The organism is Limimaricola pyoseonensis, from assembly GCF_900102015.1.
GTDB classification, from domain to species: Bacteria; Pseudomonadota; Alphaproteobacteria; order Rhodobacterales; family Rhodobacteraceae; genus Limimaricola; species Limimaricola pyoseonensis.
In genome coordinates, this window is the sequence record NZ_FNAT01000003.1 from 353,443 (window position 1) to 374,325 (window position 20,883).

Sequence of the window (20,883 nt, forward strand, 5' to 3'; positions counted from 1 at the left end):
AGACCATAGCACGCTGGTCATGTCGGATGACACGGATGCTGGTTGCCATGCTATCGTGGTGCGACGGCGCTATGACGGGTGGGATGCGATGGATGACGGGCGGCTGCGGCAGGATGCACGGAACTGGCTTCTGAGCGGGCTCGACCCGGCCAGCGCGCTGGCGCTGAAGGCCGATCTGGAGCCGGTCGAGCTGCCGCAGGGCCTCGAGATCGAGATCCCGGGCGAGCCTCTCGAACATGCCTATTTCCCTCTGACCGGCGTTGCCTCGATGGTGGCGGTGAGCGGCGATGGCAGCCAGCAGATCGAGATCGGCCTCGTCGGCTGCGAGGGCATGACCGGCCTCTCGCTGGTGCTGGGCGACGGGCGCACGCCGCACCGCACGGTGATCCAGGTGCCCGGCCACGGCCTGCGGATCCGGGCCGAGGCGCTGCGGGCGGCGATCGCCCAGCCGGAGCTGCGGGACCGTCTGCTGGGCTATGCGCAGGCGATGTCGGTGCAGACCGCGCATACCGCCCTGGCCAACGGCAAGCTGAAGCTCGACGCGCGGCTGGCGCGGTGGCTCCTGATGTGCCACGACCGCAGCGAGGGCGACGAGGTGGCGCTGACCCACGATTTCCTGTCGATCATGCTGGGCGTGCGCCGGGCCGGCGTGACCGTGTCGCTGCACATCCTCGAGGGGCAGGGGCTGCTGCGCGCCACGCGCGGGCTGATCCGGATCCTCGACCGGCGCGGGCTCGAGGAGATGGTGGGCGGCTTCTACGGCGTGCCCGAGGCCGAGTACCGGCGGCTGGTCGGCTGACGGCGGCGGCGCCGCTCAGACCATCCGGATCACGTCCTTGTCGATCGCCAGCACGTAGCCGCGCCGGGCGATGTTCTTCACCAGGAGCTCGCTCACCAGCTGGTTGCCGAGCGTGTCGCGCAGCCGCTTGATCCGGGTGGCGCCTGCGGCCTCGTCGCAATCGGCGGCCGAGCGGCCCGAGATCACCGCCTCGATCTCCGATCCCGACATCACCTCGTCATCCATCCGCGCCTCGGCCAGCACCGCGAGGGTCTCGATCGCGGCCGGGGTCAGCTTGAACTCGAAATCGTTGAGATAGACCGCGTTCTGGTCGCGGCTGATCACCAGCGAGCTGACCTCGATGCCCTTGCGCTCGATCCGGCCCATGCGGCGGTTGAGCTGCACCAGCATCAGAAGGAACGCCACCGCCGCCACCAGCATCGCGAGCGCGAAGGTCAGCAGCACGAAGATCACGAAGCGGTAGCTCGACAAGGTCTCCGAGAAGGCCGTGCCGGATTGCGCGAGGATTTCCAGAAGCTTGATCTCGGCCTGCGCGGTCAGGTCGTCGTTCTCGACGAAGAGCTGCTCGACCCGGGCGTTGAAGGCGTTGGCGTCGGGCAGGTTGACGAAGAGCAGGATCGCCGCGCCGATCAAGAGCAGCGCGATCGCGCCCAGCCCGGCCGCGACGATCTTGTTTCCCGTGAGTCGTGCTTCAGTAGCGGAGGAAGTAATCGCCTGCACTGTCCCGCCTTTTCTCCAGACCCTCTTCGCCGAACAGGCTGACGACAGCGAGAAGCTGCCAGCCATCGGCGGCGAGCCGCGGGCGGAGATCCTGCGCCGCGGCCTCGGGTTGGTCGCATGGCGCGGCGGTTTCGGCAACGCCGTAATGCAGCCTGAGCGGATCGTCGCGCTTGGCCTTGTAGTCGGCGTAGCAGGCGGCCTGCGCCGCTTGCGCGGCGAACAGGCAGAGGGGAAGGGTGAGGAGCAGGGCTTTCATGGGGCCCACACTGCGTCGGGAGGCGGTCGCTATTCAATAACGCCCCGCTTCCGGCGGCACGATATTGTCTGACGAGGGGGTCCGGCTCAGGTCTGTGCGCAAGACCTGCCTCACCCGGCCCCGCGACATGGCCGGCCGCAGGGACCGTCCGGCCCGTCCGGAGAGAAAGGAGACCGACATGGCACGACGCCTCATTCCCGCAGCGCTGGCGCTGTCCATCGCCCTGACCGGCATGGCCCCGGCGCCCGCGCTCGCGGATGACGACGCGAAGATGGGTCGGTTGATCGGCGGGCTCGTCGCCCTCGGTGTGATCGGCGCGGCGATCCACAAGGAGCGCGAGAAGGACGAGAAGAAGGCGCGCGAGAAGGCCCGGAAGAAGGCCGAGAAGGAGCGCCGCAAGGCGCAGGCCCGCGGGCGCGACGATGATGACGACGACGATGATGATGATGATGACGAGCGGGAGGATCGCGACGACGACCGCGAGGACCGTGCCCGCGAGGCGCTGGGCCGGCTCGAGGAGGTGATCCGGCTGGGCCAGGGCCTGGGCGTGATCGGCGGCAGTACCGGGCTGATCGACGCGCAGCGCCGGGCCGAGGCCGAGGCGACCGCCGAGCGGTTCCGCCAGGCCGAGGCCGAAAAGCGCCGCGCCGCCGAAGAGCGCCGCGCGACCGAGGCGCGCCGGCAGGCCGAGATCGCCCGCGCCGAATCCGAGCGCGCCGCCGAGATCGCCCGCGCCCGCGAGGCCGATGCCGCGCGCCGCGCCGAGGCCAGCCGCCGCGCCGAGGACATACCGCCGGTGCCGCGCGGCGACGTCACCGCCGACCACCTGCGCGGCTGGACCCCGCCGGCGACGGGCGGCACGACCGCCTCGTCGAGCAAGGTCGCGGGCGAGATCCCCTTCGCCTGCCTGCGCCGCCGCCAGATCGATTTCGAGGGTGCCTCGGTGGTCGATGGCGACTGCCTCGACGACTACCCGACGCTGGCGCGCGAGCTGCCGCTCGACTGCGCCGTGGCGGGCACCGAACAAGGCCGCATCGTCTCGGGCTACGACACCGACTGCCTGCGCGGTCGCGGCTACAGGATTGCCGTCCGGTAACACGGTCGAGCAGAGATGCGGCACTTGCCCCAGTTGTCGCATCGCCCCCGGGGCGGAGGGTCGGACCCTCCGCCCTATTTGTTTGCGCGGGCGTGATCGCGGGACGCTTGATCGCGCGCCCGCTCCGGGCCAGAACCCGGCCATGCCACCCGATTTCACATACGAGACCGCCGCTCTCTCGCGCGGGCTGCGCCGGGTCTGCGGCGTCGACGAGGTCGGGCGCGGCCCGCTCGCCGGCCCCGTCACCGCCGCCGCCGTGGTGCTCGACCCCGACCGCATCCCCGAGGGGCTCGACGACAGCAAGAAGCTCAGCCCCAGGCGCCGCGCCGCGCTGGCGCGCGAGATCATGGCGGTGGCCGATGTCTGCATCGCCCATGCCAGCGTCGAGGAGATCGAGACCCACAACATCCTGCGTGCCGCGCATCTGGCGATGACCCGCGCCGTGGCCGGGCTCGAGGCGCCGCCCTGCCACGTGCTGATCGACGGCAACATGGCGCCGCGCGGATTTCCCCATCCCTGCGAGACGCTTGTGGGCGGCGACGGGCGCTCGCTGTCGATCGCCGCGGCCTCGATCGTCGCCAAGGTGGCGCGCGACGCGGTGATGGCCGAGCTGGCCCGGGCGCATCCCGGCTATGGCTGGGAGCGCAACTCGGGCTATGGAACGGCCCAGCACCGCGCGGCGCTGCTAGATCTGGGGGTGACGCCGTATCATAGGCGCGGCTTCAGGCCTATCCACAACATCTTGTATCAAGCCGCAAACGCAAGCGACTGATTCGAAAAAGATTTTGACACCGACTCGCCACTGAATCATAGTTATCCACAACCACGAAGCGGGCCACCGCCGGGGATCAGAGGCGTTTCAGCATGACCACGAAGACCGAAAGCCGGGGGGCGACCGCTCTCCCGCTCAACAGCATTCTTGCCGGCGATTCCGTCGCCCAGATGAGAAAACTGCCGGACGCGTGCGTGGATCTGGTCTTCGCCGACCCGCCCTACAACCTGCAGCTCCGGGGCGACCTGCACCGGCCCGACAACAGCCGGGTCGACGCGGTCGACGACGACTGGGACAGCTTCGAGAGCTTCCGCAAGTACGACCAGTTCACCCGCGCCTGGCTGAAACAGGCGCGCCGGGTGCTCAAGCCCGGCGGCGCGATCTGGGTGATCGGCTCGTATCACAACGTCTACCGGCTGGGCGCGGAGCTGCAGAACCAGGGCTTCTGGATCCTCAACGACGTGGTCTGGCGCAAGTCCAACCCGATGCCGAACTTCCGCGGCAAGCGGCTGACCAACGCGCACGAGACGCTGATCTGGGCCTCGAAGTCGGAAGGCGCGAAATACACCTTCAACTACGAGGCGCTGAAGGCGCTGAACGAAGGCGTGCAGATGCGCTCGGACTGGGTGCTGCCGATCTGCACCGGCCACGAGCGGCTGAAGGACGAGACCGGCGCCAAGGCGCATCCGACCCAGAAGCCCGAATCGCTGCTGCACCGGGTGCTTCTGGGCACCACCAACCCCGGCGACGTGGTGCTCGACCCGTTCTTCGGCACCGGCACCACCGGCGCGGTGGCCAAGGCGATGGGCCGCGACTTCATCGGCATCGAGCGCGAGGCGGCCTACCGCAAGGCGGCGACCGCGCGGATCGCGCAGGTCCGGCCCTATGACCGCGAGGCGCTGCAGGTCTCGACCTCGAAGCGCGCCGAGCCGCGCGTCGCCTTCGGCGTGCTGGTCGAGCGCGGCATGCTGCGCCCGGGCGAGGTGCTGCAGAGCATGAACGGCCGTCACCGCGCCAAGGTGCGCGCCGACGGCACGCTGGTCGCGACCGAGATCAAGGGCTCGATCCACCAGGTCGGCGCCCAGCTCGAGGGCGCGCCCTCCTGCAACGGCTGGACCTACTGGCATTTCCGCCGCGACGGGGTGAGCCTGCCGATCGACATGCTGCGCCAGCAGATCCGCGCCGAGATGGCCGGGGATTGAGTGATGCCAGTAGTCCATACTACTTCGACCCATGAGGCGCTCTAAATAAATGCTCCATCGCGGAAGTTCGAGCTGCCCGAGGTAGTGGCCGACCTAGTGGCCGCTCGAAATCGGTTGCGGGAATATTTTTCTAGTTCGGGACTCGATTTCACTCTAGACGGTAATTTGGTTGGGGATATCGGCGAGGCATTGGCAGTCCTCCTGTTCGAAATCGAACTGGTAGAGAAGAGAGGTCATGCCGGTGTTGACGGTTATGCTCGGGATGGGCGTAGCGTGCAGGTCAAGGCTACTGGTACGAAACGTGGTCCGGCTTTTCGTGATATTGAAACCAAAGCCGATCATTTAATATTCTTTGATCTTAACTTTGATGAATGTCAGGGCGAGGTCGTTTTTAATGGGCCAGAGCACTACGCAACTTCGTATTTGCCGCAACGCTTTTCTGGGCAACGCATGTTGACTGCAGAAAAGATTCGCATAGCCGACAGCATGGTGCCAGATGGTACTCGCTTGGCTATTGGTAGGCTCAAATAGCCCGAGTCGGTTTGGCCCCGCGCGGCAAGGGCAGCGCGCCGGTCTTGTAGGGCGTCCAGTCGGTGATCTCGGGGTAGTGCAGGCGGCGCCAGGCGCGCACGCGCTTGTTCATCAGCCGCCGCCAGACCGGCGGGATCAGCGCCGCAACCCCCATCGCCGGGTAGCCCTGCGGCAGCAGCGGCGCCTGCGATTCGGGGTAGGTCTGCAGCAGCGGGTAGCGCCGCTCGGGCTTGAAGTGATGGTCGGAGTGGCGCTGCAGGTTGATCAGCAGCCGGTTCGAAGCGCGCTGCTCGGCGTTCCAGGAATGATGCGGGCGCACCGGCTCGTAGCGGCCCTCGCCCAGATGCTTCCGGGTCAGGCCGTAATGCTCGATGTAGTTCACGAGCTCCAGCTGCCAGACCGCGACGAAGGCCTGGCCCGTGAACAGCAGCAGCCCCTCGGCCCCGCCCAGCGTGAAGGCCAGCGCCAGCATCAGGGCCTGCAGCGCGGCGTAGCGCCAGAACGGGTTCCTGCGGCTGCGCATGGTGAGCCCGCCGCGCCCGAGCAGCTTTCTCTCGGCCCGCCAGGCATCGCGCGGGCTGCGCCAGAGCACGCGGGCGAAATAGCGGTGGAAGCCCTCGTTGTAGCGCGCGGTCACGACGTCGGCGGGGGTGCCGACATGCAGGTGATGCACCCGCAGGTGATGCGAGCGGAAATGCGAGTAGAGCACCATGGCGAGCAGGATGTCCCCGAGCCAGCGCTCGACCCGGTCGCGCTGGTGCAGCAGCTCGTGCGCGTAGACGATGCCGACCGCGCCCGAGACGATGCCTTGGCCCACCACGAGGCCGAACTTCTCCCAGCCGCCGAGATGGGTGGCCCGCGTGGCGTAGGCGATCAGCCCGAAGGTCATCAGCGCCTGCACCGGCGCCCAGATCCGGGTGAGCCGCGTGTGCCAGACCAGCTCCGATTCGGGCGTCTCGGGGTCGGGGTTGGAGCGGTCGACGCCACCCACCACGTCGAGGATGTCGAACAGCAGCCACGAGAAGGCCGGCAGCAACAGCACCCACCAGCCGCCGAGCCAGGCCGCCAGCGCGGCGAGCGGCAGCGACAGCAGCGACACCCAGTAGGGCAGGGCGGAAAGCAGGGCGGAGCGGCGCGGGCCGGCGGGCAGGGCGGTCATGACCGCGAGCCTACTCGGCGGCCGTGGCCCGCTCAATCTCCGGCTGCGCGGACGCCACGTCGTGGACCTTGCGCATCAGCGCCGGCAGCGCGCCAGGGCTGAAGGCCTCCGCCGCGACGAAATGCCCGCGCTCGGGGTTCACCGGCCCGAGCCGCGCGGTCAGCACGGTAAGCGTCAGGGTGAAATGGGTGAAGCCATGCGTGGCCTCGCCCGCGATGCGCCACTCGGCCGGGGCGGGGGCCGCGGGGTCGGGCGTCTCGGACCAGTCCGAGCCGGGAAAGCCCAGCATGCCGCCGAGCATCCCGCTCTCGGGCCGGGTCTCCATCAGCCAGGCCCCGTCGGTGCGCCGCCCGACATAGGCATAGCCGCGCCGGTGCGGGCGGGGCTTCTTCGGGGTCTTGACCGGGCGCTGGGCCTGCGTGCCGTTCTGCCGGGCGAGGCAGGGTTCGCGCAGCGGGCAGATGCCACAGGCCGGGCTCTTGGGCGTGCAGATCGTCGCGCCCAGATCCATCACCGCCTGCGCGTGGTCGCCGGGGCGCGCCTCGGGCGTCAACCGCGCGGCGAGCGCGGTAAGCTCGGGCTTGGCGGCGGGCAGCGGCGTTTCGATGTCGAACAGCCGCGACATGACGCGCTCGACATTGCCGTCCACCACCGTCTCGGGCCGGTCGAAGGCGATCGCGGCGATGGCGGCGGCGGTGTAGGGGCCGATGCCGGGCAGCGCGATCAGCCCGGCATGGGTGTCGGGAAAGACGCCGCCGTGGTCGGCCACCACGGCGCGGGCGCATTTCAGCAGGTTGCGGGCGCGGGCGTAGTAGCCCAGGCCCGCCCACTCGGCCATGACGTCGGCATCCTCGGCGGCGGCGAGGTCGGCGACGGTGGGCCAGAGCGCGGTGAAGCGCTCGTGGTAGCGGCGCACGGCGGCGACGGTGGTCTGCTGCAGCATCACCTCCGACAGCCACACCCGGTAGGGGTCGGGGCGCACCCCGGCGGCCTTCTCGGCCGGGCCGGTGCGCCACGGCATGGTGCGGGCGTGGCGGTCGTACCAGCCCAGCAGCTCGGCGGTCATCTGCGCGTCGTTCAAACCATTGTCCCTCTGGCCGCACCCCGCCCCCATCTAGTAGGAGAGGGGCCATGATGAAACAGCGCCGCTCCTCCACCACACGCGGTTTTGCGCAGGCCTCGGGCCTGCTGCAATCGCGTATCCGCACCGCGTCCGAATCGCGCGGCTTCGCGGTGACGCGGCTGCTCACCCACTGGGCCGAGATCGTCGGGCCGGAGACCGCGGCGATCGCGCGGCCGGTCAAGGTGGGCTACGGCCAGAAGGGGCTGGGCGCGACGCTGACCCTGCTGACCACCGGCGCGCAGGCGCCGATGCTGCAGATGCAGCTCGACGCGATCCGGGAGCGGGTGAACGCCTGCTACGGCTACAACGCCATCTCCAAGGTCCGGGTGACGCAGACCGCGCCCGAGGGATTCGCCGAAGGCCAGGCGTCCTTCGCGCCGGCGCCGAAAGCCGAGCCGCGCCCCGATCCGGAGGTCACGCGCAAGGCGGCGAAGACCGCCGAGGGAGTGGCGGACACGGAATTGCGACTTGCGCTCGAGGCTCTGGCCGCCAATGTCCTGTCCAAACGCCCAAGCTGACACAGGATTTCCGATGCAGATCTCGACTTCCCTCCTCGCCCTCTCCGCCGCCGCGCTGGGCGGCTGGCTGACGCTGGCCGGCCCAGTCGCGGCGCAGGAGGCCACCGAGAGCGAGGCCGCGACGACCGAAGCCACGACCGAAACCGAGGCCACGACCGAGGCCGAGGCGACCGCCGAGAGCGACGCCGCCGAGACCGAGACCGCCGAGGCGGAGGCGGAGGCCGAGACCGACGAGGGCGGCATCGTCGAGATGGCGCAGGGCGCCGAGGACGCGCCGGTCACGATCGTCGAATACGCCTCCTACACCTGCCCGCACTGCCAGAACTGGCACGAGACCAGCTACGAGCAGCTGAAGGAGGACTACATCGACACCGGCAAGGTGCGTTTCGTCTACCGCGAGGTCTATTTCGACCGCCCCGGCCTCTGGGCCTCGATGATCGCGCGCTGCGGCGGCGAGGAGAAGTTCTTCGCCATCACCGACATGCTCTACGAGCAGCAGAGCGACTGGGCCGCCGGCGGCGACCCGGCGGCGATCGCCGACAAGCTGCGCCGCCTCGGCCTGAAGGCCGGCCTCGACGAGGCGCAGCTCGACGCCTGCCTGACCGATGGCGACAAGGCGCAGGCGCTGGTGGCGTGGTTCGAGGAGAACGCCGAGGCCGACGGGATCAACTCGACCCCGAGCTTCGTCATCAACGGCGAGAAGCACGCCAACATGGCCTATGCCGACATGGCCGAGATCATCGACGGCCTGATCGAGGAGTAAGCCCCAGCCGGTCGAGCGCGGCGTCGAGCGGGGCGGGATCGCCCCATTCGAGCCGCACCGGCAGGGTCAGCACCTTGGACCGGAAGGACGCGGGCAGGCGCACCGCGTCCTTTTCCGTGGTGACGAGCTGCGCGGGCAGGGCCTTGGCCTCCAGCTCCAGCCGCTTCATCAGCGCCTCGGTCAGCGGCTGGTGGTCGCTCAGCGCCTCGGCGCGGCGCAGATCGGCGCCGAGCGCCCTGAGCGTGGCGAAGAACTTCTCCGGGTGGCCGATCCCCGCGAAGGCCAGCACCGGCATCCGCTCCCACTGCATCCCCGTCATCAGCGGCGCCAGCCGTCCCGTCAGATGCGGCAGCCCGCGCAGCGCCGCGCCCCAGCCTTGCGCGAAGGCCGCCTGCTGCGCCGCGCCGCCGATCGACAGCACCATGTCGGCCCGCGCCAGACCGGCGGCCACCGGCTCGCGCAGCGGCCCTGCCGGGATGGCGCGGCCGTTGCCGAAGCCCTTCGCGGCGTCGACCACGACGATCGACAGGTCCTTGGCCAGCGCCGGGTCCTGGAAACCGTCGTCGAGCAGGATCGCCTGCGCCCCCGCCGCGACCGCCGCCCTTGCGCCCGCGACGCGGTCGCGCGCCACCCAGACCGGGCCGAAGGCGGCCATCAGGAGCGGCTCGTCGCCGACATCGGCGGCGGTGTGGCGGCGTTCCTCGACCCGCACCGGCCCCTCGAGCCGGCCGCCATGGCCGCGGCTGACGACATGGGCCGCGATGCCGCGTTCGGCGAGGCGCTGCATCAGCGCGATGGTGGTCGGCGTCTTGCCGGTGCCGCCGGCGTTGAGGTTGCCGGCGCAGATCACCGGCACCGGCGCGCGCCAGCGCGCGCCGCGCGCGACGCGCCTTGCGGTGGCGGCGGCGTAGAGCGCGCCGAGCGGCGCCAGCAGCCGCGCCGCCGCGCCGGGCCGTTCGGGGGCCGCGTCCCAGAAGCCGGGCGCCCTCATCCGCGCCGCTCCAGCGTGTCGCGGATCAGGTCGATCACCCGGTTCGAGGCCTCGGCGCCCTCGGTCGACACGTCCCATGCGGCGCGGGCGAGCCCGGCGGCCCGGTCGGGCGACAGCAGCGTCTCGACCGCGAAGCCCAGCTCCTGCGCGTTGCGCACCCGCCGGCAGGCGCCGGCCACGGCAAGTCGTTCATAGGCCCGGCGGTGATGGTCGAACCGCGCGCCGTGGATCACCGCCGACCCGAGCGCGGCGGGTTCGAACGGCGTGCGGCAGGGGCCGCCCTCGAGCGTGCCGCCCATCAGGGTCATCGGCGCCAGTCTGTACCACAGGCCCAGCTCGTCCGGCCCGTCGGCGACATAGGCCTCGGTGGCCTCGTCCGGCTCCTCGCCGGTCAGGCGCTCGGCGACCTGCAGCCCCGCCCGGCGCAGCTGCGCGGCGAGAGCCTCGGCCTCGCGCGCCTCGGCCGGGGCGAGGATCATCAGCAGGCGGTGGGCGCGTCGGCTGGCCTGGCGGTGGGCGGCCGAGACGGCGTCGATCTCCCGGCCGGTGGCGCCGGCGACCAGCCAGACCGGCCGCGCGCCGATCGCCTGCGCCATGTCGGCGCGGTCGCTCTCGTGGTAGCCGGGCAGCGGGTGGTCCTCGTCGAGCGCGCCGGTGATCTCGATCCGGCCATCCTCGACCCCGAGCCGGCGCAGCCGCGCCGCGGCGGTGCCGTCGACCGCCAGCAGCCGCTCGAAGCGCTGGAAGGCGAGGCGCCGCGCGCCGGGGCGCCAGCCGCCGCCCGAAAGCGTCGCGGTCTCGGCCTGGGCGTCGGCCAGGACGGCCGGCAGGCCGGCGCGCGCCGCCTCGGCCAGCAGCGCGGGCTGCAGCGCGCCCTGCATCCAGATCAGCATGTCGGGTTGCCAGCGGGCGAGGAATTCCTGCGCGGCGAGCCGGCTGTCGGGCGGCGCGGGGGCGTGCAGCAGCCGCCCGGTCTCGCCCGCGGGACGCGGGCCGGTCAGCAGCAGCCGGACCGGCTCGCCCTCGTCGGCCAGCCGGCGGTCCAGCGCCACCACCGCGCCGCTGCGAGCCGGGTCGGGGCAATGGACCCAGACCAGCGGCCCGGCGGGTCTTGCCCCGGCGGCCGGGCTCAGCTGCCGAGTTCCTCGGTCGGCGAGGCGGCCTTCTCCTCGTCGCGCAGCCGGTGGATATGCGCGATGAAGTAGCGCATGTGGGCGTTGTCGACGGTGCGCTGGGCCTCGGTCTTCCAGGCGTTGTAGGCGCTGGCGTAGTCGGGATACATGCCGACGATGTGGATGTCGTCGGTGTTGCGGAACACGTTCTTCGACGGATCGACGAGCTCGCCGCCGAAGACCAGATGCAGGCGCTGGGTCATGGGTTTCCTCGTGTTGGGGCAGGCCGGACCGCCCGGCCGCAACCTACCTCCCCGCGGTGCCGGGTCAAGCGGGCCGGGTCAAGACGGCGGGGGCGGAAACGGCGCGTCAGCCGGGCGGCGGGTCGGCCAGCCGCGCCAGCAGCACCGGGTGCAGCGCACCGCCGGCCAGCACGCCGTCGCTTTGCGGATGCGGGCGGTTGAAGGCCAGCGCCGCGCCGCGCCGGTCGGTGGCGCGGCCGCCCGCCTCCGACAGGATCAGCGTGCCGGCGGCCACGTCCCATTCCCAGGTCGGGCGGATCGTCAGCATCGCGTCGAAGCGCCCCTCGGCCAGCAGGCAGAGCCGCCACGCGAGCGAGGAGCGGAAGGCGCGCTGCACCGGCGGCACCTCGCCGCCGCTCCAATGCTCGGGGCTCATGGCGAGGCGGGGGCCCAGCAGCGTGGCGCGGGCCGGGTCGGCCTCGGCGCTGGCGCGGATCGCGCGGCCATTGAGCTGCGCGCCGCCGCCCGCATGCGCGGTGTAGAGCAGCCCGCGCTGCGGTAGCAGCACGGCGGCGGCGATCACGCGGCCCGCCTCGGCCACGGCGAGCGAATGCGCCCAGTCGCGGCTGCCCTCGATGAAGGCGCGGGTGCCGTCGATCGGGTCGATGATGAAGATGCGCCGCGCCGAGAGGCGGTCGGGCGAATCCGAGGTCTCCTCGGACAGCCAGCCATAGCCGGGCCGGGCCGCGCCGAGACGGTCGCGCAGCATCCGGTCGACCGCGAGGTCGGCCTCGGTCACCGGGCCCTGGCCGTCGGCCTTGTCCCAGATCTCGGGCGCGGCGAAGCCGGTGGCGATCTGGGCCGCCTCGCGCGCCGCCGCGACCAGCAGCGCCAGGTCCTCGGCCGGGGCGGTCTCAGTCGCCGGCAATGGTCATTCCATCGATCAGGAGCGACGGCACCACGCGGCTGAGGTGCTGGCGCGCGTCGTTGGCCGGCACCAGCGCCATCAGCATGTCGCGCAGGTTGCCGGCGATGGTGCATTCGTTGACCGGGTGCAGGATCTCGCCCTTCTCGACCCAGAAGCCCGAGGCCCCGCGCGAGTAATCGCCCGTGTTGGGGTTGATGGTCGAGCCGATCATCGAGGTGACGAGCAGCCCGGTGCCCATCTGCGCGATCAGATCGTCGCGCGTAGCGGTGCCCTCGGTGAGACGGATGTTGGTGATCGCGGGGGAGGGCGGGGCCGAGGTGCCGCGCGCGGCGTTGCCGGTGCTTTCGAGCCCGAGCTTGCGGGCCGTGGCGAGGTCGAGCACCCAGCCGGTCAGCACGCCGTCATCGACCAGTGCGCGCTCGCGCGTCGGCAGCCCTTCGCCGTCGAACAGCCGCGAGCCGGAGGCGCGGGCGCGGTGCGGCTCCTCGATCACCGAGAGACCCCTGGGCAGCACCTGGCTGCCCTCGCGGTTCAGAAGCCAGCTCGACCCGCGGGCGATGGCGCCGCCATTGGCGGCGGCCAGCAGGTGGCCGATCAGCGAGGACGAGATGCGCTCGTCGAACAGCACCGGGTACTTGCCGGTGCGCGGCCGGCGCGGGCCCTGCCGCGCGGCGGCGCGTTCGCCGGCGGTGCGGCCGATCTCCTCGGGCTCGCGCAGGTCGGACTGGAAGATGCGCGCATCGCCGTCCCAGTCGCGCTCCATGCCCAAGCCTTCGCCCGAGACCGCGACGCAGGAAATGGCGCGGTCCGAGCGCTCGTAGCCGCCCGAGAAGCCGTTGCTGGCCGCGAGGTGGATGCGGCGGCGGCCGTAGCCCGCGCTCGCGCCCTGCACCTGCGTGACGCCCGCGACGCCGCGCGCGGCGGCCTCGGCGCGGCGCGCGTCCTCCTCGAGCGCCGCCGGGTCGGGCTCGGGCGTCGGGTCGGACATCTCGAGGCGCGACGAATCCGTGTCACGGGCGAGCTGGTCCGGGTCGGCGAGGCCGGCATGCGGATCCTCGGGCGCCTCGCGGGCCATGGCCACGGCGCGCTCGGCCATCTGCTCGATGGTGGCGTCGCGCGCGTCGGAGGACGACACCATCGCCTGCCGCCGGCCGATCAGCACCCGCAGCCCGATATCGACGCCCTCCGAGCGTTCGGCCTGTTCCAGCCGGCCCTCGCGCACGTCGATCGAGACCGAGGTGCCGTCCACCGCCACCGCGTCGGCGGCCTCGGCCCCGGCGCGGCGGGCGCAGGCGAGCATCCGGTCGGTCAGGTCGGCGAGCGAGACGGTCATGGCGCATCCTTTCGGTCTGTCGCCCGACCATCTAGCGCAGGGGGGCGCCGCTGGGAAGCGACGCCCCCCGCAAGCTCACTGCAGCCGCTGGCCGTTGGCGATGACCTGTCCTTCGGCGTTGATCTCGATGGTCGAGGTCAGCTCGTCCTCGCCCACGGGGGTGGTGAAGAGCCCCAGCATCATCCGCGCGCCCATCAGCTGGTCGGTCGGGATCACGCCCAGCGTCGAGAGGTTCTGCATCAGCCCGTTCAGCCCGCTGATCCGCAGGTCGATCTGGCCCTCGGGGCGGGGGATGCCCTCGAAGGTCTCGAAGTCGGAATTGTCGAAGGTGAAGGCACCGTCGCCCAGCAGCTCGGCCCCGGCCAGCCGCAGCACCAGCCGCTCGAGCGTCAGCGCCTGCAGCTCGGGCGCCGCCTCGGCCATGGCCGCGCCGTTATCGACCGCCTCGGCGGTCTCGGGGGCGGTCAGGTCCTGCGGCAGCACCGCCGCGCCCGAAAGCTCCGCGATCAGCGTGGCGGGCTCGCGCGGCAGCACCGCCATCGGGTCGAACAGCCGCCAGACCTCCTCGTTGAGCGCGAGGCCGTCGAGCGTGACCCGCCCCGAGAAGTCCTGCGCCGCCGCGCCCGCGGCCAGCGGCATGTCGAGGCCGACGCCGTATTCGTCGATCTGCAGCGACAGCGGGAAGGGCACGGGGCTTTCGCTCAGCGCCAGATCGAGCGCGCGGGTGCGCGAATCGTAGCTCATCCGCGCCGGGTCGAGCGCGAAGGCCACCTCGCCGCCGCCGGTGCGCGCGGTGCCGGCGACGCGGGCCTCGGGGTCGGTCACGTCGAACTCGATCAGGGCCGGGCCGGTGGCGTAGTCGAGCCGGGTCTCGAAGCCCTCGGGAATGGTGCCCTCGGGCGCCTCCGCCATGCCCTCGGGCAGGGCCAGCGCCGCCGTCAGCGCGAAATCGGCGACGCTGCCGCGCAGCTTCAGGCTGCCCGGTCCGGCCTCGCCGGGCATGTCGGTGGCATCGACCGAGATGTCGAGCGAATCGGCGGCGATGTCGTAGTCGGTCATCCGCTGCCCGTCCGCGCCCGTCTGCGTCAGGTAGCTGCCGTCGATCGCGTTGAAGCTGATCGCCGCCTCGGCCGGGATCGCGGTGCCGGCCTCCGTCACCTCCTCGAGCGCGATGGTGTAGCGGCTGGCGGCGTAGTCGTAGCGCATCGCCTCCGGGGTGCCGCCGACCGTGACCTCGAGATCCTGCTGGCGCACCTGCAGGCGCGCCTCGCCCTCTTCGCCCGGCACGGTCGAGATCAGCCGCACCGGGTAGCTTTCGGACAGGGCGACCTCGACCGTGCCCTCGGCGGTCTCGGTCAGCCGCAGCTCGGGCAGGCTGACCTCGAGCCGGCCGTCGGGGCCGGTGGTCACCAGCTCCAGCCCGGTGATGGTGAGCGTGTCGCCCGCCATTTCCTCGGATTGGGTGGTGATCTCGGTCTCGCCCCAGAGCGCGGCGCCGGCCTGCCAGTCCTGCCAGACCTGCGCGGCGGTGACCTCGGCCTGCGCGGCGGCGGGCAGGATCAGGGCGGCGGCGCAGGCCGCCGGCGCGAAGCGAATGGGTGCGGTCATGGGGAAACTCCTCGATGCGGGGCCGCGGGCGGCACGGCCCGGCTCGTCTGGACCGCAGCCTAAGCGCCCGGTAGGCTGGACGAAAGATCAAAGCGCGGGGGAGAACGCATGCAGGGGAAGACGGTTCTGATCACCGGGGCGAGCCGTGGCATCGGCGCCGCCGCCGCGCGGGAATTCGCCGCCGCAGGCGCCCGCGTCGCGCTGCTGGCGCGCAGCGCCGAGGCGCTGTCGGACATCTCCAAGGAGCTGGGCGAGGCGGCGCTGGCCATCCCCTGCGACGTCAGCCGCTACTGGGAGGTCGAGGCGGCGGTGCAGGCCGCGGTCAAGGAGTTCGGCCGGCTCGACGTGGTGGTCAACAATGCCGGGGCGATCGAGCCGATCGGCGCGATGGGGGATCTCGACCCCGCCGGCTGGGAAAAGGTGATCGACATCAACCTCAAGGGCGTGTTCCACGGCATGCGCGCGGCGCTGCCGGTGATGCTCGACCAGAGGGGCGGCACCGTCATCACCGTGTCCTCTGGCGCGGCGCACAACGCGGTCGAGGGCTGGTCGGCCTATTGCGCCTCGAAGGCGGGCGCGGCGATGCTGACCCGCTCGCTCGACCTCGAATATCGCGGCCGCGGCATCCGCGCGATGGGGCTGAGCCCCGGCACCGTCGCCACGCAGATGCAGCACGAGATCAAGGCCTCGGGCATCAACGCGGTGAGCCGGCTCGACTGGTCGGCGCATATCCCGCCCGAATGGCCGGCCAAGGCGCTGGTCTGGATGTGCGGCCCGGACGCGAACGACCAGGTCGGCCAGGAGGTGTCGCTGCGCGACGAGGCCATCCGCCGGCGGATCGGGCTGGCCTGAGCGGCCTGAACGGCCCCGTGCCGGGCGCGGGCCCTCAGTCCCGCGTCCGGCGCTTGCCCGGCACCTTGGAGCTGAAGCCCGGCGGGCGCTTCGACACCCATCCGATGAACTTCTGCAGCCGCGGATGCGCGCGCAGCGCCTCGGGCGTGTTGTAGTCGCGCGCCAGCTCGGCCTCCGACAGCGTGGCGTGGATCTCGCGGTGGCAGATGTGGTGCAGCAGCACCTGCGGCCCGTGCGTGCCGCCCTTGAGCTTGGGGATCAGGTGGTGCGAGCTTTGCGGCACGCCGGGCGGGATCGGCCGGCCGCAGAGCGCGCAGAGCGGATCGACGCGCGGCGTGGCGACGGCGCGGGCCTCGGACTGGCGTTTTTCCCGGCGGCTTGGCATGGGGCAGGAGATGGGCGCGGCGCGGCGTCCGGCAAGCGCGGCGGGTTGCCGCGAGAAGGGGACGCATGGCGCGGGCACTGGTGATCGGCGGCGGACCGGCGGGGCTGATGGCGGCCGAGGAGCTTGCCGCGGCCGGCCATGCCGTCCTCGTCGCCGAGAAGATGCCGACCATGGGCCGCAAGCTGCTGATGGCGGGCAAATCGGGGCTGAACCTGACCAAGGTCGAGGATCCCGACGCTTTCGCCGCCGCCTATGGCGCGATGCCCGGGGCGCTGCGCGCCGCGCTCGACGGGTTCGGCCCCGATGCCGTGCAGGGCTGGGCGCGCGATCTCGGCCAGCCGGTGTTCACCGGCTCGACCGGTCGGGTCTTTCCGCAAGCGATGAAGGCCTCGCCGCTGTTGCGCAGTTGGCTCGCGCGGCTGGCCGGGGCGGGGGTGGAGCTGCGCACCCGCTGGCGCTGGACCGGCTGGGAGGACGGCGCGGCGGTGTTCGACACGCCGGACGGCCTGCAGCGGGTCGAGGCCGACGCGACCGTGCTGGCGCCGGGCGGGGCGAGCTGGGCTCGGCTCGGCTCCGACGGGGCCTGGGCCGCGACGCTGCCCGATCACGTCGCGCCCTTCCGCCCGGCCAACATGGGCTTCGGCGTCGACTGGTCGGGGCATATGCGCCCGCATTTCGGCGCGGCGGTGAAGCCTGTGGCGCTGATCGCCGGGGCGCGACGGGAGCGGGGCGAGTTCGTGGTCTCGGCGCGCGGGGTCGAGGGCGGCGGCATCTACGCCGTCTCGGCCGACCTGCGCGACGGCGCGGCGCTGGCGCTCGACCTCGTGCCCGATCTCGGCCCGGAGGAGGCGCTCCGCCGCCTGTCGCGGCCGCGCGGCAAGGCGAGCCTGTCGAACCATCTGCGCAAGGCGCTGAAGCTCGATCCGGTCCGCATGGCGCTGCTGCGGGAGTTCGCCCGGCCATTGCCGCAGGATCCGGCGGCGCTCGCCGCTGTCGTCAAGGCGCTGCCGGTGCCGCTGCGGGGGCCGCACCCGATCGACGAGGCGATCTCCACCGCCGGCGGTCTGCGCTTCGACGCGCTGGACGAGACCCTGATGCTGCGCGCCCGGCCCGGCGTCTTCGCCGCCGGGGAGATGCTCGACTGGGAGGCGCCGACCGGTGGCTACCTGCTGACCGCCTGCCTGGCCACCGGCCGGATGGCGGGGCGTGCGGCGGCGACATGGGCGGCATCCGCCGGTTGAGGCCGGGCGCCGCTTTCATTCCGCCTCACGATCCGGTTAGGGTGCCGCGAGCGAGCAGGGAGTGCAGCACGAGATGACGATCCGAGCGATCCGCCGGGCCGGGGCCGCCAGCGTGGCCGCCCTTCTGGCGGCGGGGGCGGTCCACGCCCAGAGCCAGTCCGACCGCGGCGTGAGCTACACGCTCTACGGCACGCCGGGCCTGATCGAGATGCCCTCGGCGCTGAGCGCGCGTGACGGCACCATCGCCGCGACGGTGGGCAGCTTCGACGGGCAGACCCGCAACAACTTCACCTTTCAGGTGCTGCCGAACCTCACCGGCACCTTCCGCCTGACCCGGATCGAGGATTTCGGCGGCGAGGGTGACGGCAACTACGCCGATCGCAGCTTCGACCTGCGCTACCGCTTCAATGACGAGGGCCGCTACATGCCGGCCTTCGCCGTGGGCCTGCAGGATTTCCTCGGCACCGGGATCTACAGCGCCGAGTACCTCGTCGGCACCAAGACCTTCGGCGATTCCCTGCGCGTGAGCGCCGGTCTCGGCTGGGGGCGGCTCGGCTCCTACAACGGCTTCTCGAGCCCGTTCGGGCTCGACCGCGAGCGGATCGATTTCGGTCTCGGCGGCGAGGTCGAGACCGACCAGCTGTTCCGCGGCGACGTGGCCTTCTTCGGCGGCGTCGAATACGCGCCGACCGACACGGTGACGCTGAAGGCGGAATACTCCTCCGACGCCTATGAGGAGGAAACCGAGAGGGGCCTGATCGAGCACGACTCGCCGCTCAATTTCGGGGCGACATGGCGGCCGGTGCCGAACTTCCAGTTCGGCGCCGCCTATCTCTACGGCAGCGAGTTCGCGCTGACCGGCTCGGTCATCATCAACCCCAAGGACCGGCCCTTCGGACCCGGCCTCGATTCGGCCCCGGTGCCGGTGTCGGTGCGCGCCGCCGATGCGCGCGCCGCCCAGAGCTGGGACCGCGCCGCGCTGCCCGAGGCGAAGATCGGAACCGAGCTGCAGAAGGCGCTGCGCGCCGAGGGCGTCGATCTCGACTCGATCGAGCTCTCCGACCGCCGCGTGCGGCTGCGCTACACCAACAACCGCTACCGCGCCGAAGCGCAGGCCATGGGCCGGATCGCGAGGATGCTGAGCGTCGGCCTGCCGCCCTCGATCGAGACCTTCGTGCTCGAGCCGATGCGCGAGGGCATGCCGCTCTCGGCCGTCACCCTGAGCCGCAGCGACATCGAGACCTACGAGACGGTGGCCGGCGGCACGTCCGCCATCGCCCAGAAGCTCGACCTGTCGGAGGCCGGCCCGCGCGAGGGGCTGGTCGAGCTGCCCCGCACCGACGACCGCTTCGGCTGGGGCATCCGGCCCTATCTGCGCCTCACCTTCTTCGGCGGCCGCGACCCGGCCCGGGTCAATGCCGGGCTCGAGTTCTCGGCCAGCTACGAGTTTTCCGAGAACTTCTCGCTCTCCGGCGCGCTGCGCCAGGAACTCTACGCCAACCGCGGCGAGCCCGAGATCCTCGAGCAGGAGGGCGACGGGCCCTTCCCGGTGCGCCGCAACGCCTCGCGCTACGCCTATGAGGGCACCACCGGCATCGAGCGTCTGACCCTCGACCATTACGGCCGGCCCGCCGAGGCGGTCTATTCGCGCGTCACGGTCGGCTATCTCGAGCAGATGTATGGCGGCGTCTCGGGCGAGCTTCTGTGGAAGCCGGTGGATCGCGACTACGGCTTCGGGGTCGAGGTGAACTACGCCCGCCAGCGCGATTTCGACCAGGGCTTCGGCTTCCGCGACTACGACATCGTCACCGGCCACGGCTCGCTCTACTACGACTTCAGCGACCGCTTCCACGGCCAGGTCGATGTCGGCCGCTACCTGGCGGGCGACTGGGGCGCCACCGTCGCGCTCGACCGCGAGTTCGAGAACGGCTGGAGCGTCGGCGGCTACTTCACCCTGACCGACCTGCCCTTCGACGAGTTCGGCGAAGGCTCCTTCGACAAGGGCATCCGCGTGACCGTCCCGATCGACTACGTGCTCGGGCAGCCGACGCGGCGCGACGTCAGCACCTCGATCGCCTCGCTCACGCGCGATGGCGGGGCGCGCCTCAACGTCGACGGGCGGCTCTACGATAAGGTGCGCGACGGTCACCTCGAAGATCTGAGCGACGGCATGGGACGGTTCTGGAGATGAGCATGAAGACCAAACTGGGCACGGCCCTGCTCGCGGCGACGCTGGTGGCGGGCTGCACCGGCTCGGGCGGTGGCGGTCTGGCCCAGGCCACGGCCGGCCAGCTGGCTTCGCTGCTGCGCGGCGAGGGGCCGCGCTCGGCCTCGGGCGCGGTCGCGGCGGAAGGGGTCTCGGCCGAGGCGATCGCCGCCGAGCCCGCCGCCTATCTCGGTCTCGAGGCGCGCCGCCTCGGGCTGGCCGAGGTGGCCCGCAAGGTCACCGACAACGGCGCGCGGGAGACCTTCGCGACCTCCGGCGGCATCACCGCGGCCTTCGACGACGGCATGCTGGTGGCGACGCGCGGCATGATCTTCGACCTGCTCGCGGCCGATGCCAGCCAGACCCGCCGGGCACTGCGGCAGGGCGGGGGCACGGCCCGGCGCGTGCACGAGTCCCTGGACGGGCTCGACCGGGTCGCGCGCTCGGAGTTCGCCTGCGAGATCACGCCCGAGGGCACGGAGACGATCGACCTCGGGCTGCGCAAGGTCGCGACCCGCAGTTTCGTCGAGCGCTGCGAGGGCAGCGGCCTGGCTTTCGAGAACGCCTACTGGATCGACAATGCGGGCGAAATAGTCCGTTCTCGCCAGTTCGTCGGCCAGACTGTTGCATATTTGCGAGCCAGTCGGCTTTAGTTTGCCTTGGGGTAAGCCGCCCACTGGTCAACGAGCTTGTCTGAAACAGGTATGTTGGCTATAGCCGCAATAACGCTTTGTTTAACTGGAGTAGTGACATGCGCCTCACCAAAACCCTCGTCGCCGCCGCGCTGGCCGGCACCATGACCGCCTCCTCGGCCCTGGCCGGTGGCCTGGCCGTCGAGATCGTCGAGCCGCCGGTCGTGGTGGTCGAGCCCGAGCAGGAGTCGCCCTCGACCCTGGGCGGTGCCGCTGCCTACCTGCTGCCGCTGCTGGCCGTCGGTGGCCTGGTGGCCCTGGCTGCCGCGTCGGACTCCGACGACGACACCACCGAAGAAGACTGATCGTCCCACGCCGGGCTTCGCCCGGTACGGACAAGGGGGCGGGCCGTTG

General features: G+C 71.6%; 23 protein-coding genes. 12 read left to right on the forward strand and 11 right to left on the reverse strand.

Features of this window, described 5'->3' with window-relative positions; translation table 11 throughout:
• Window positions 1–19: 19 nt before the first annotated feature.
• A complete protein-coding gene (locus BLT43_RS09270; protein ID WP_242652258.1) occupies window positions 20–799 on the forward strand; it encodes a Crp/Fnr family transcriptional regulator in 780 nt (259 codons plus the stop codon).
• Between the two features lie 15 nt (window positions 800–814).
• On the opposite strand, the gene BLT43_RS09275 is transcribed toward BLT43_RS09270, so the two are convergent.
• Together BLT43_RS09275 and BLT43_RS09280 are read right to left on the reverse strand one after the other, a co-directional pair.
• A complete protein-coding gene (locus BLT43_RS09275; protein ID WP_207497479.1) occupies window positions 815–1,519 on the reverse strand; it encodes a winged helix-turn-helix domain-containing protein in 705 nt (234 codons plus the stop codon).
• A complete protein-coding gene (locus BLT43_RS09280) occupies window positions 1,491–1,775 on the reverse strand; it encodes a hypothetical protein (protein ID WP_090112168.1) in 285 nt (94 codons plus the stop codon). The genes BLT43_RS09275 and BLT43_RS09280 overlap by 29 nt, the downstream gene beginning before the upstream one ends.
• A gap of 178 nt (window positions 1,776–1,953) precedes the next feature.
• On the opposite strand from BLT43_RS09280, the gene BLT43_RS09285 reads away from it, so the two are divergent.
• From BLT43_RS09285 to BLT43_RS09300, 4 genes are all read left to right on the forward strand, one after another.
• On the forward strand, window positions 1,954–2,871 hold the full coding sequence (locus tag BLT43_RS09285; RefSeq protein ID WP_090112170.1) for a hypothetical protein: 918 nt from the start codon (window positions 1,954–1,956) through the stop codon (window positions 2,869–2,871).
• Window positions 2,872–3,013: 142 nt separating this feature from the next.
• Complete coding sequence (locus BLT43_RS09290) at window positions 3,014–3,643, forward strand: ribonuclease HII (RefSeq protein WP_090112172.1); 630 nt, start codon at window positions 3,014–3,016, stop codon at window positions 3,641–3,643.
• A gap of 92 nt (window positions 3,644–3,735) precedes the next feature.
• Window positions 3,736–4,845, forward strand: coding sequence for a site-specific DNA-methyltransferase (locus tag BLT43_RS09295; protein ID WP_090112174.1), 1,110 nt, complete (start codon window positions 3,736–3,738; stop codon window positions 4,843–4,845).
• Window positions 4,846–4,929: 84 nt separating this feature from the next.
• Complete coding sequence (locus tag BLT43_RS09300; RefSeq protein ID WP_207497481.1) at window positions 4,930–5,376, forward strand: DUF6998 domain-containing protein; 447 nt, start codon at window positions 4,930–4,932, stop codon at window positions 5,374–5,376.
• On the opposite strand, the gene BLT43_RS09305 is transcribed toward BLT43_RS09300, so the two are convergent.
• Complete coding sequence (locus BLT43_RS09305; RefSeq protein ID WP_090112178.1) at window positions 5,369–6,535, reverse strand: alkane 1-monooxygenase; 1,167 nt, start codon at window positions 6,533–6,535, stop codon at window positions 5,369–5,371. The two genes, BLT43_RS09300 and BLT43_RS09305, sit on opposite strands and share 8 nt — an antisense overlap.
• Window positions 6,536–6,545: 10 nt before the next feature.
• Window positions 6,546–7,601, reverse strand: a complete 1,056-nt coding sequence (gene mutY / locus BLT43_RS09310) for an A/G-specific adenine glycosylase (RefSeq protein WP_090112374.1) — start codon at window positions 7,599–7,601, stop codon at window positions 6,546–6,548.
• A 65-nt stretch (window positions 7,602–7,666) separates the two neighbouring features.
• On the opposite strand from mutY, the gene BLT43_RS09315 reads away from it, so the two are divergent.
• Window positions 7,667–8,176, forward strand: coding sequence for a DUF721 domain-containing protein (locus tag BLT43_RS09315; protein ID WP_090112180.1), 510 nt, complete (start codon window positions 7,667–7,669; stop codon window positions 8,174–8,176).
• Between the two features lie 13 nt (window positions 8,177–8,189).
• Entirely contained in the window at window positions 8,190–8,939 is a 750-nt protein-coding gene (locus BLT43_RS09320; protein WP_090112182.1) for a DsbA family protein, read from the forward strand.
• On the opposite strand, the gene lpxK is transcribed toward BLT43_RS09320, so the two are convergent.
• From lpxK to BLT43_RS09350, 6 genes are all read right to left on the reverse strand, one after another.
• Window positions 8,914–9,930 (reverse strand): tetraacyldisaccharide 4'-kinase, encoded by a 1,017-nt coding sequence (lpxK, locus tag BLT43_RS09325; RefSeq protein ID WP_090112184.1) that lies wholly within the window; start codon window positions 9,928–9,930, stop codon window positions 8,914–8,916. The two genes, BLT43_RS09320 and lpxK, sit on opposite strands and share 26 nt — an antisense overlap.
• Complete coding sequence (locus tag BLT43_RS09330; RefSeq protein WP_090112186.1) at window positions 9,927–11,063, reverse strand: 3-deoxy-D-manno-octulosonic acid transferase; 1,137 nt, start codon at window positions 11,061–11,063, stop codon at window positions 9,927–9,929. Before BLT43_RS09330 ends, lpxK begins: the two co-directional genes overlap by 4 nt.
• A complete protein-coding gene (locus tag BLT43_RS09335) occupies window positions 11,060–11,305 on the reverse strand; it encodes a DUF4170 domain-containing protein (protein ID WP_090112188.1) in 246 nt (81 codons plus the stop codon). Before BLT43_RS09335 ends, BLT43_RS09330 begins: the two co-directional genes overlap by 4 nt.
• A 106-nt stretch (window positions 11,306–11,411) precedes the next feature.
• Window positions 11,412–12,212, reverse strand: a complete 801-nt coding sequence (locus BLT43_RS09340; protein ID WP_090112190.1) for a 3'(2'),5'-bisphosphate nucleotidase CysQ — start codon at window positions 12,210–12,212, stop codon at window positions 11,412–11,414.
• Complete coding sequence (locus BLT43_RS09345; RefSeq protein ID WP_090112192.1) at window positions 12,199–13,545, reverse strand: TldD/PmbA family protein; 1,347 nt, start codon at window positions 13,543–13,545, stop codon at window positions 12,199–12,201. The genes BLT43_RS09340 and BLT43_RS09345 overlap by 14 nt, the downstream gene beginning before the upstream one ends.
• 75 nt (window positions 13,546–13,620) lie before the next feature.
• Window positions 13,621–15,153 carry a DUF2125 domain-containing protein gene (locus BLT43_RS09350; protein WP_090112194.1) on the reverse strand — a complete coding sequence of 511 codons (1,533 nt, stop codon included), beginning with the start codon at window positions 15,151–15,153 and terminating at the stop codon, window positions 13,621–13,623.
• A 108-nt stretch (window positions 15,154–15,261) separates the two neighbouring features.
• Between BLT43_RS09350 and BLT43_RS09355 the strand changes: the two genes are divergently transcribed.
• Window positions 15,262–16,005 (forward strand): SDR family oxidoreductase, encoded by a 744-nt coding sequence (locus tag BLT43_RS09355; RefSeq protein WP_090112195.1) that lies wholly within the window; start codon window positions 15,262–15,264, stop codon window positions 16,003–16,005.
• A 34-nt stretch (window positions 16,006–16,039) separates the two neighbouring features.
• Here the strand turns inward: BLT43_RS09355 and BLT43_RS09360 are convergent, their stop codons facing one another.
• On the reverse strand, window positions 16,040–16,390 hold the full coding sequence (locus BLT43_RS09360; protein ID WP_090112198.1) for an HNH endonuclease: 351 nt from the start codon (window positions 16,388–16,390) through the stop codon (window positions 16,040–16,042).
• A 65-nt stretch (window positions 16,391–16,455) separates the two neighbouring features.
• Between BLT43_RS09360 and BLT43_RS09365 the strand changes: the two genes are divergently transcribed.
• From BLT43_RS09365 to BLT43_RS09380, 4 genes are all read left to right on the forward strand, one after another.
• On the forward strand, window positions 16,456–17,631 hold the full coding sequence (locus BLT43_RS09365; RefSeq protein ID WP_090112200.1) for a TIGR03862 family flavoprotein: 1,176 nt from the start codon (window positions 16,456–16,458) through the stop codon (window positions 17,629–17,631).
• A gap of 73 nt (window positions 17,632–17,704) precedes the next feature.
• Window positions 17,705–19,822, forward strand: coding sequence for a YjbH domain-containing protein (locus BLT43_RS09370; RefSeq protein WP_165612577.1), 2,118 nt, complete (start codon window positions 17,705–17,707; stop codon window positions 19,820–19,822).
• A 2-nt stretch (window positions 19,823–19,824) separates the two neighbouring features.
• A complete protein-coding gene (locus BLT43_RS09375) occupies window positions 19,825–20,490 on the forward strand; it encodes a YjbF family lipoprotein (protein WP_165612578.1) in 666 nt (221 codons plus the stop codon).
• Between the two features lie 98 nt (window positions 20,491–20,588).
• Window positions 20,589–20,834: a hypothetical protein gene (locus BLT43_RS09380; RefSeq protein ID WP_090112204.1), complete on the forward strand. Its 246-nt coding sequence runs from the start codon at window positions 20,589–20,591 to the stop codon at window positions 20,832–20,834.
• Window positions 20,835–20,883: the final 49 nt, after the last annotated feature.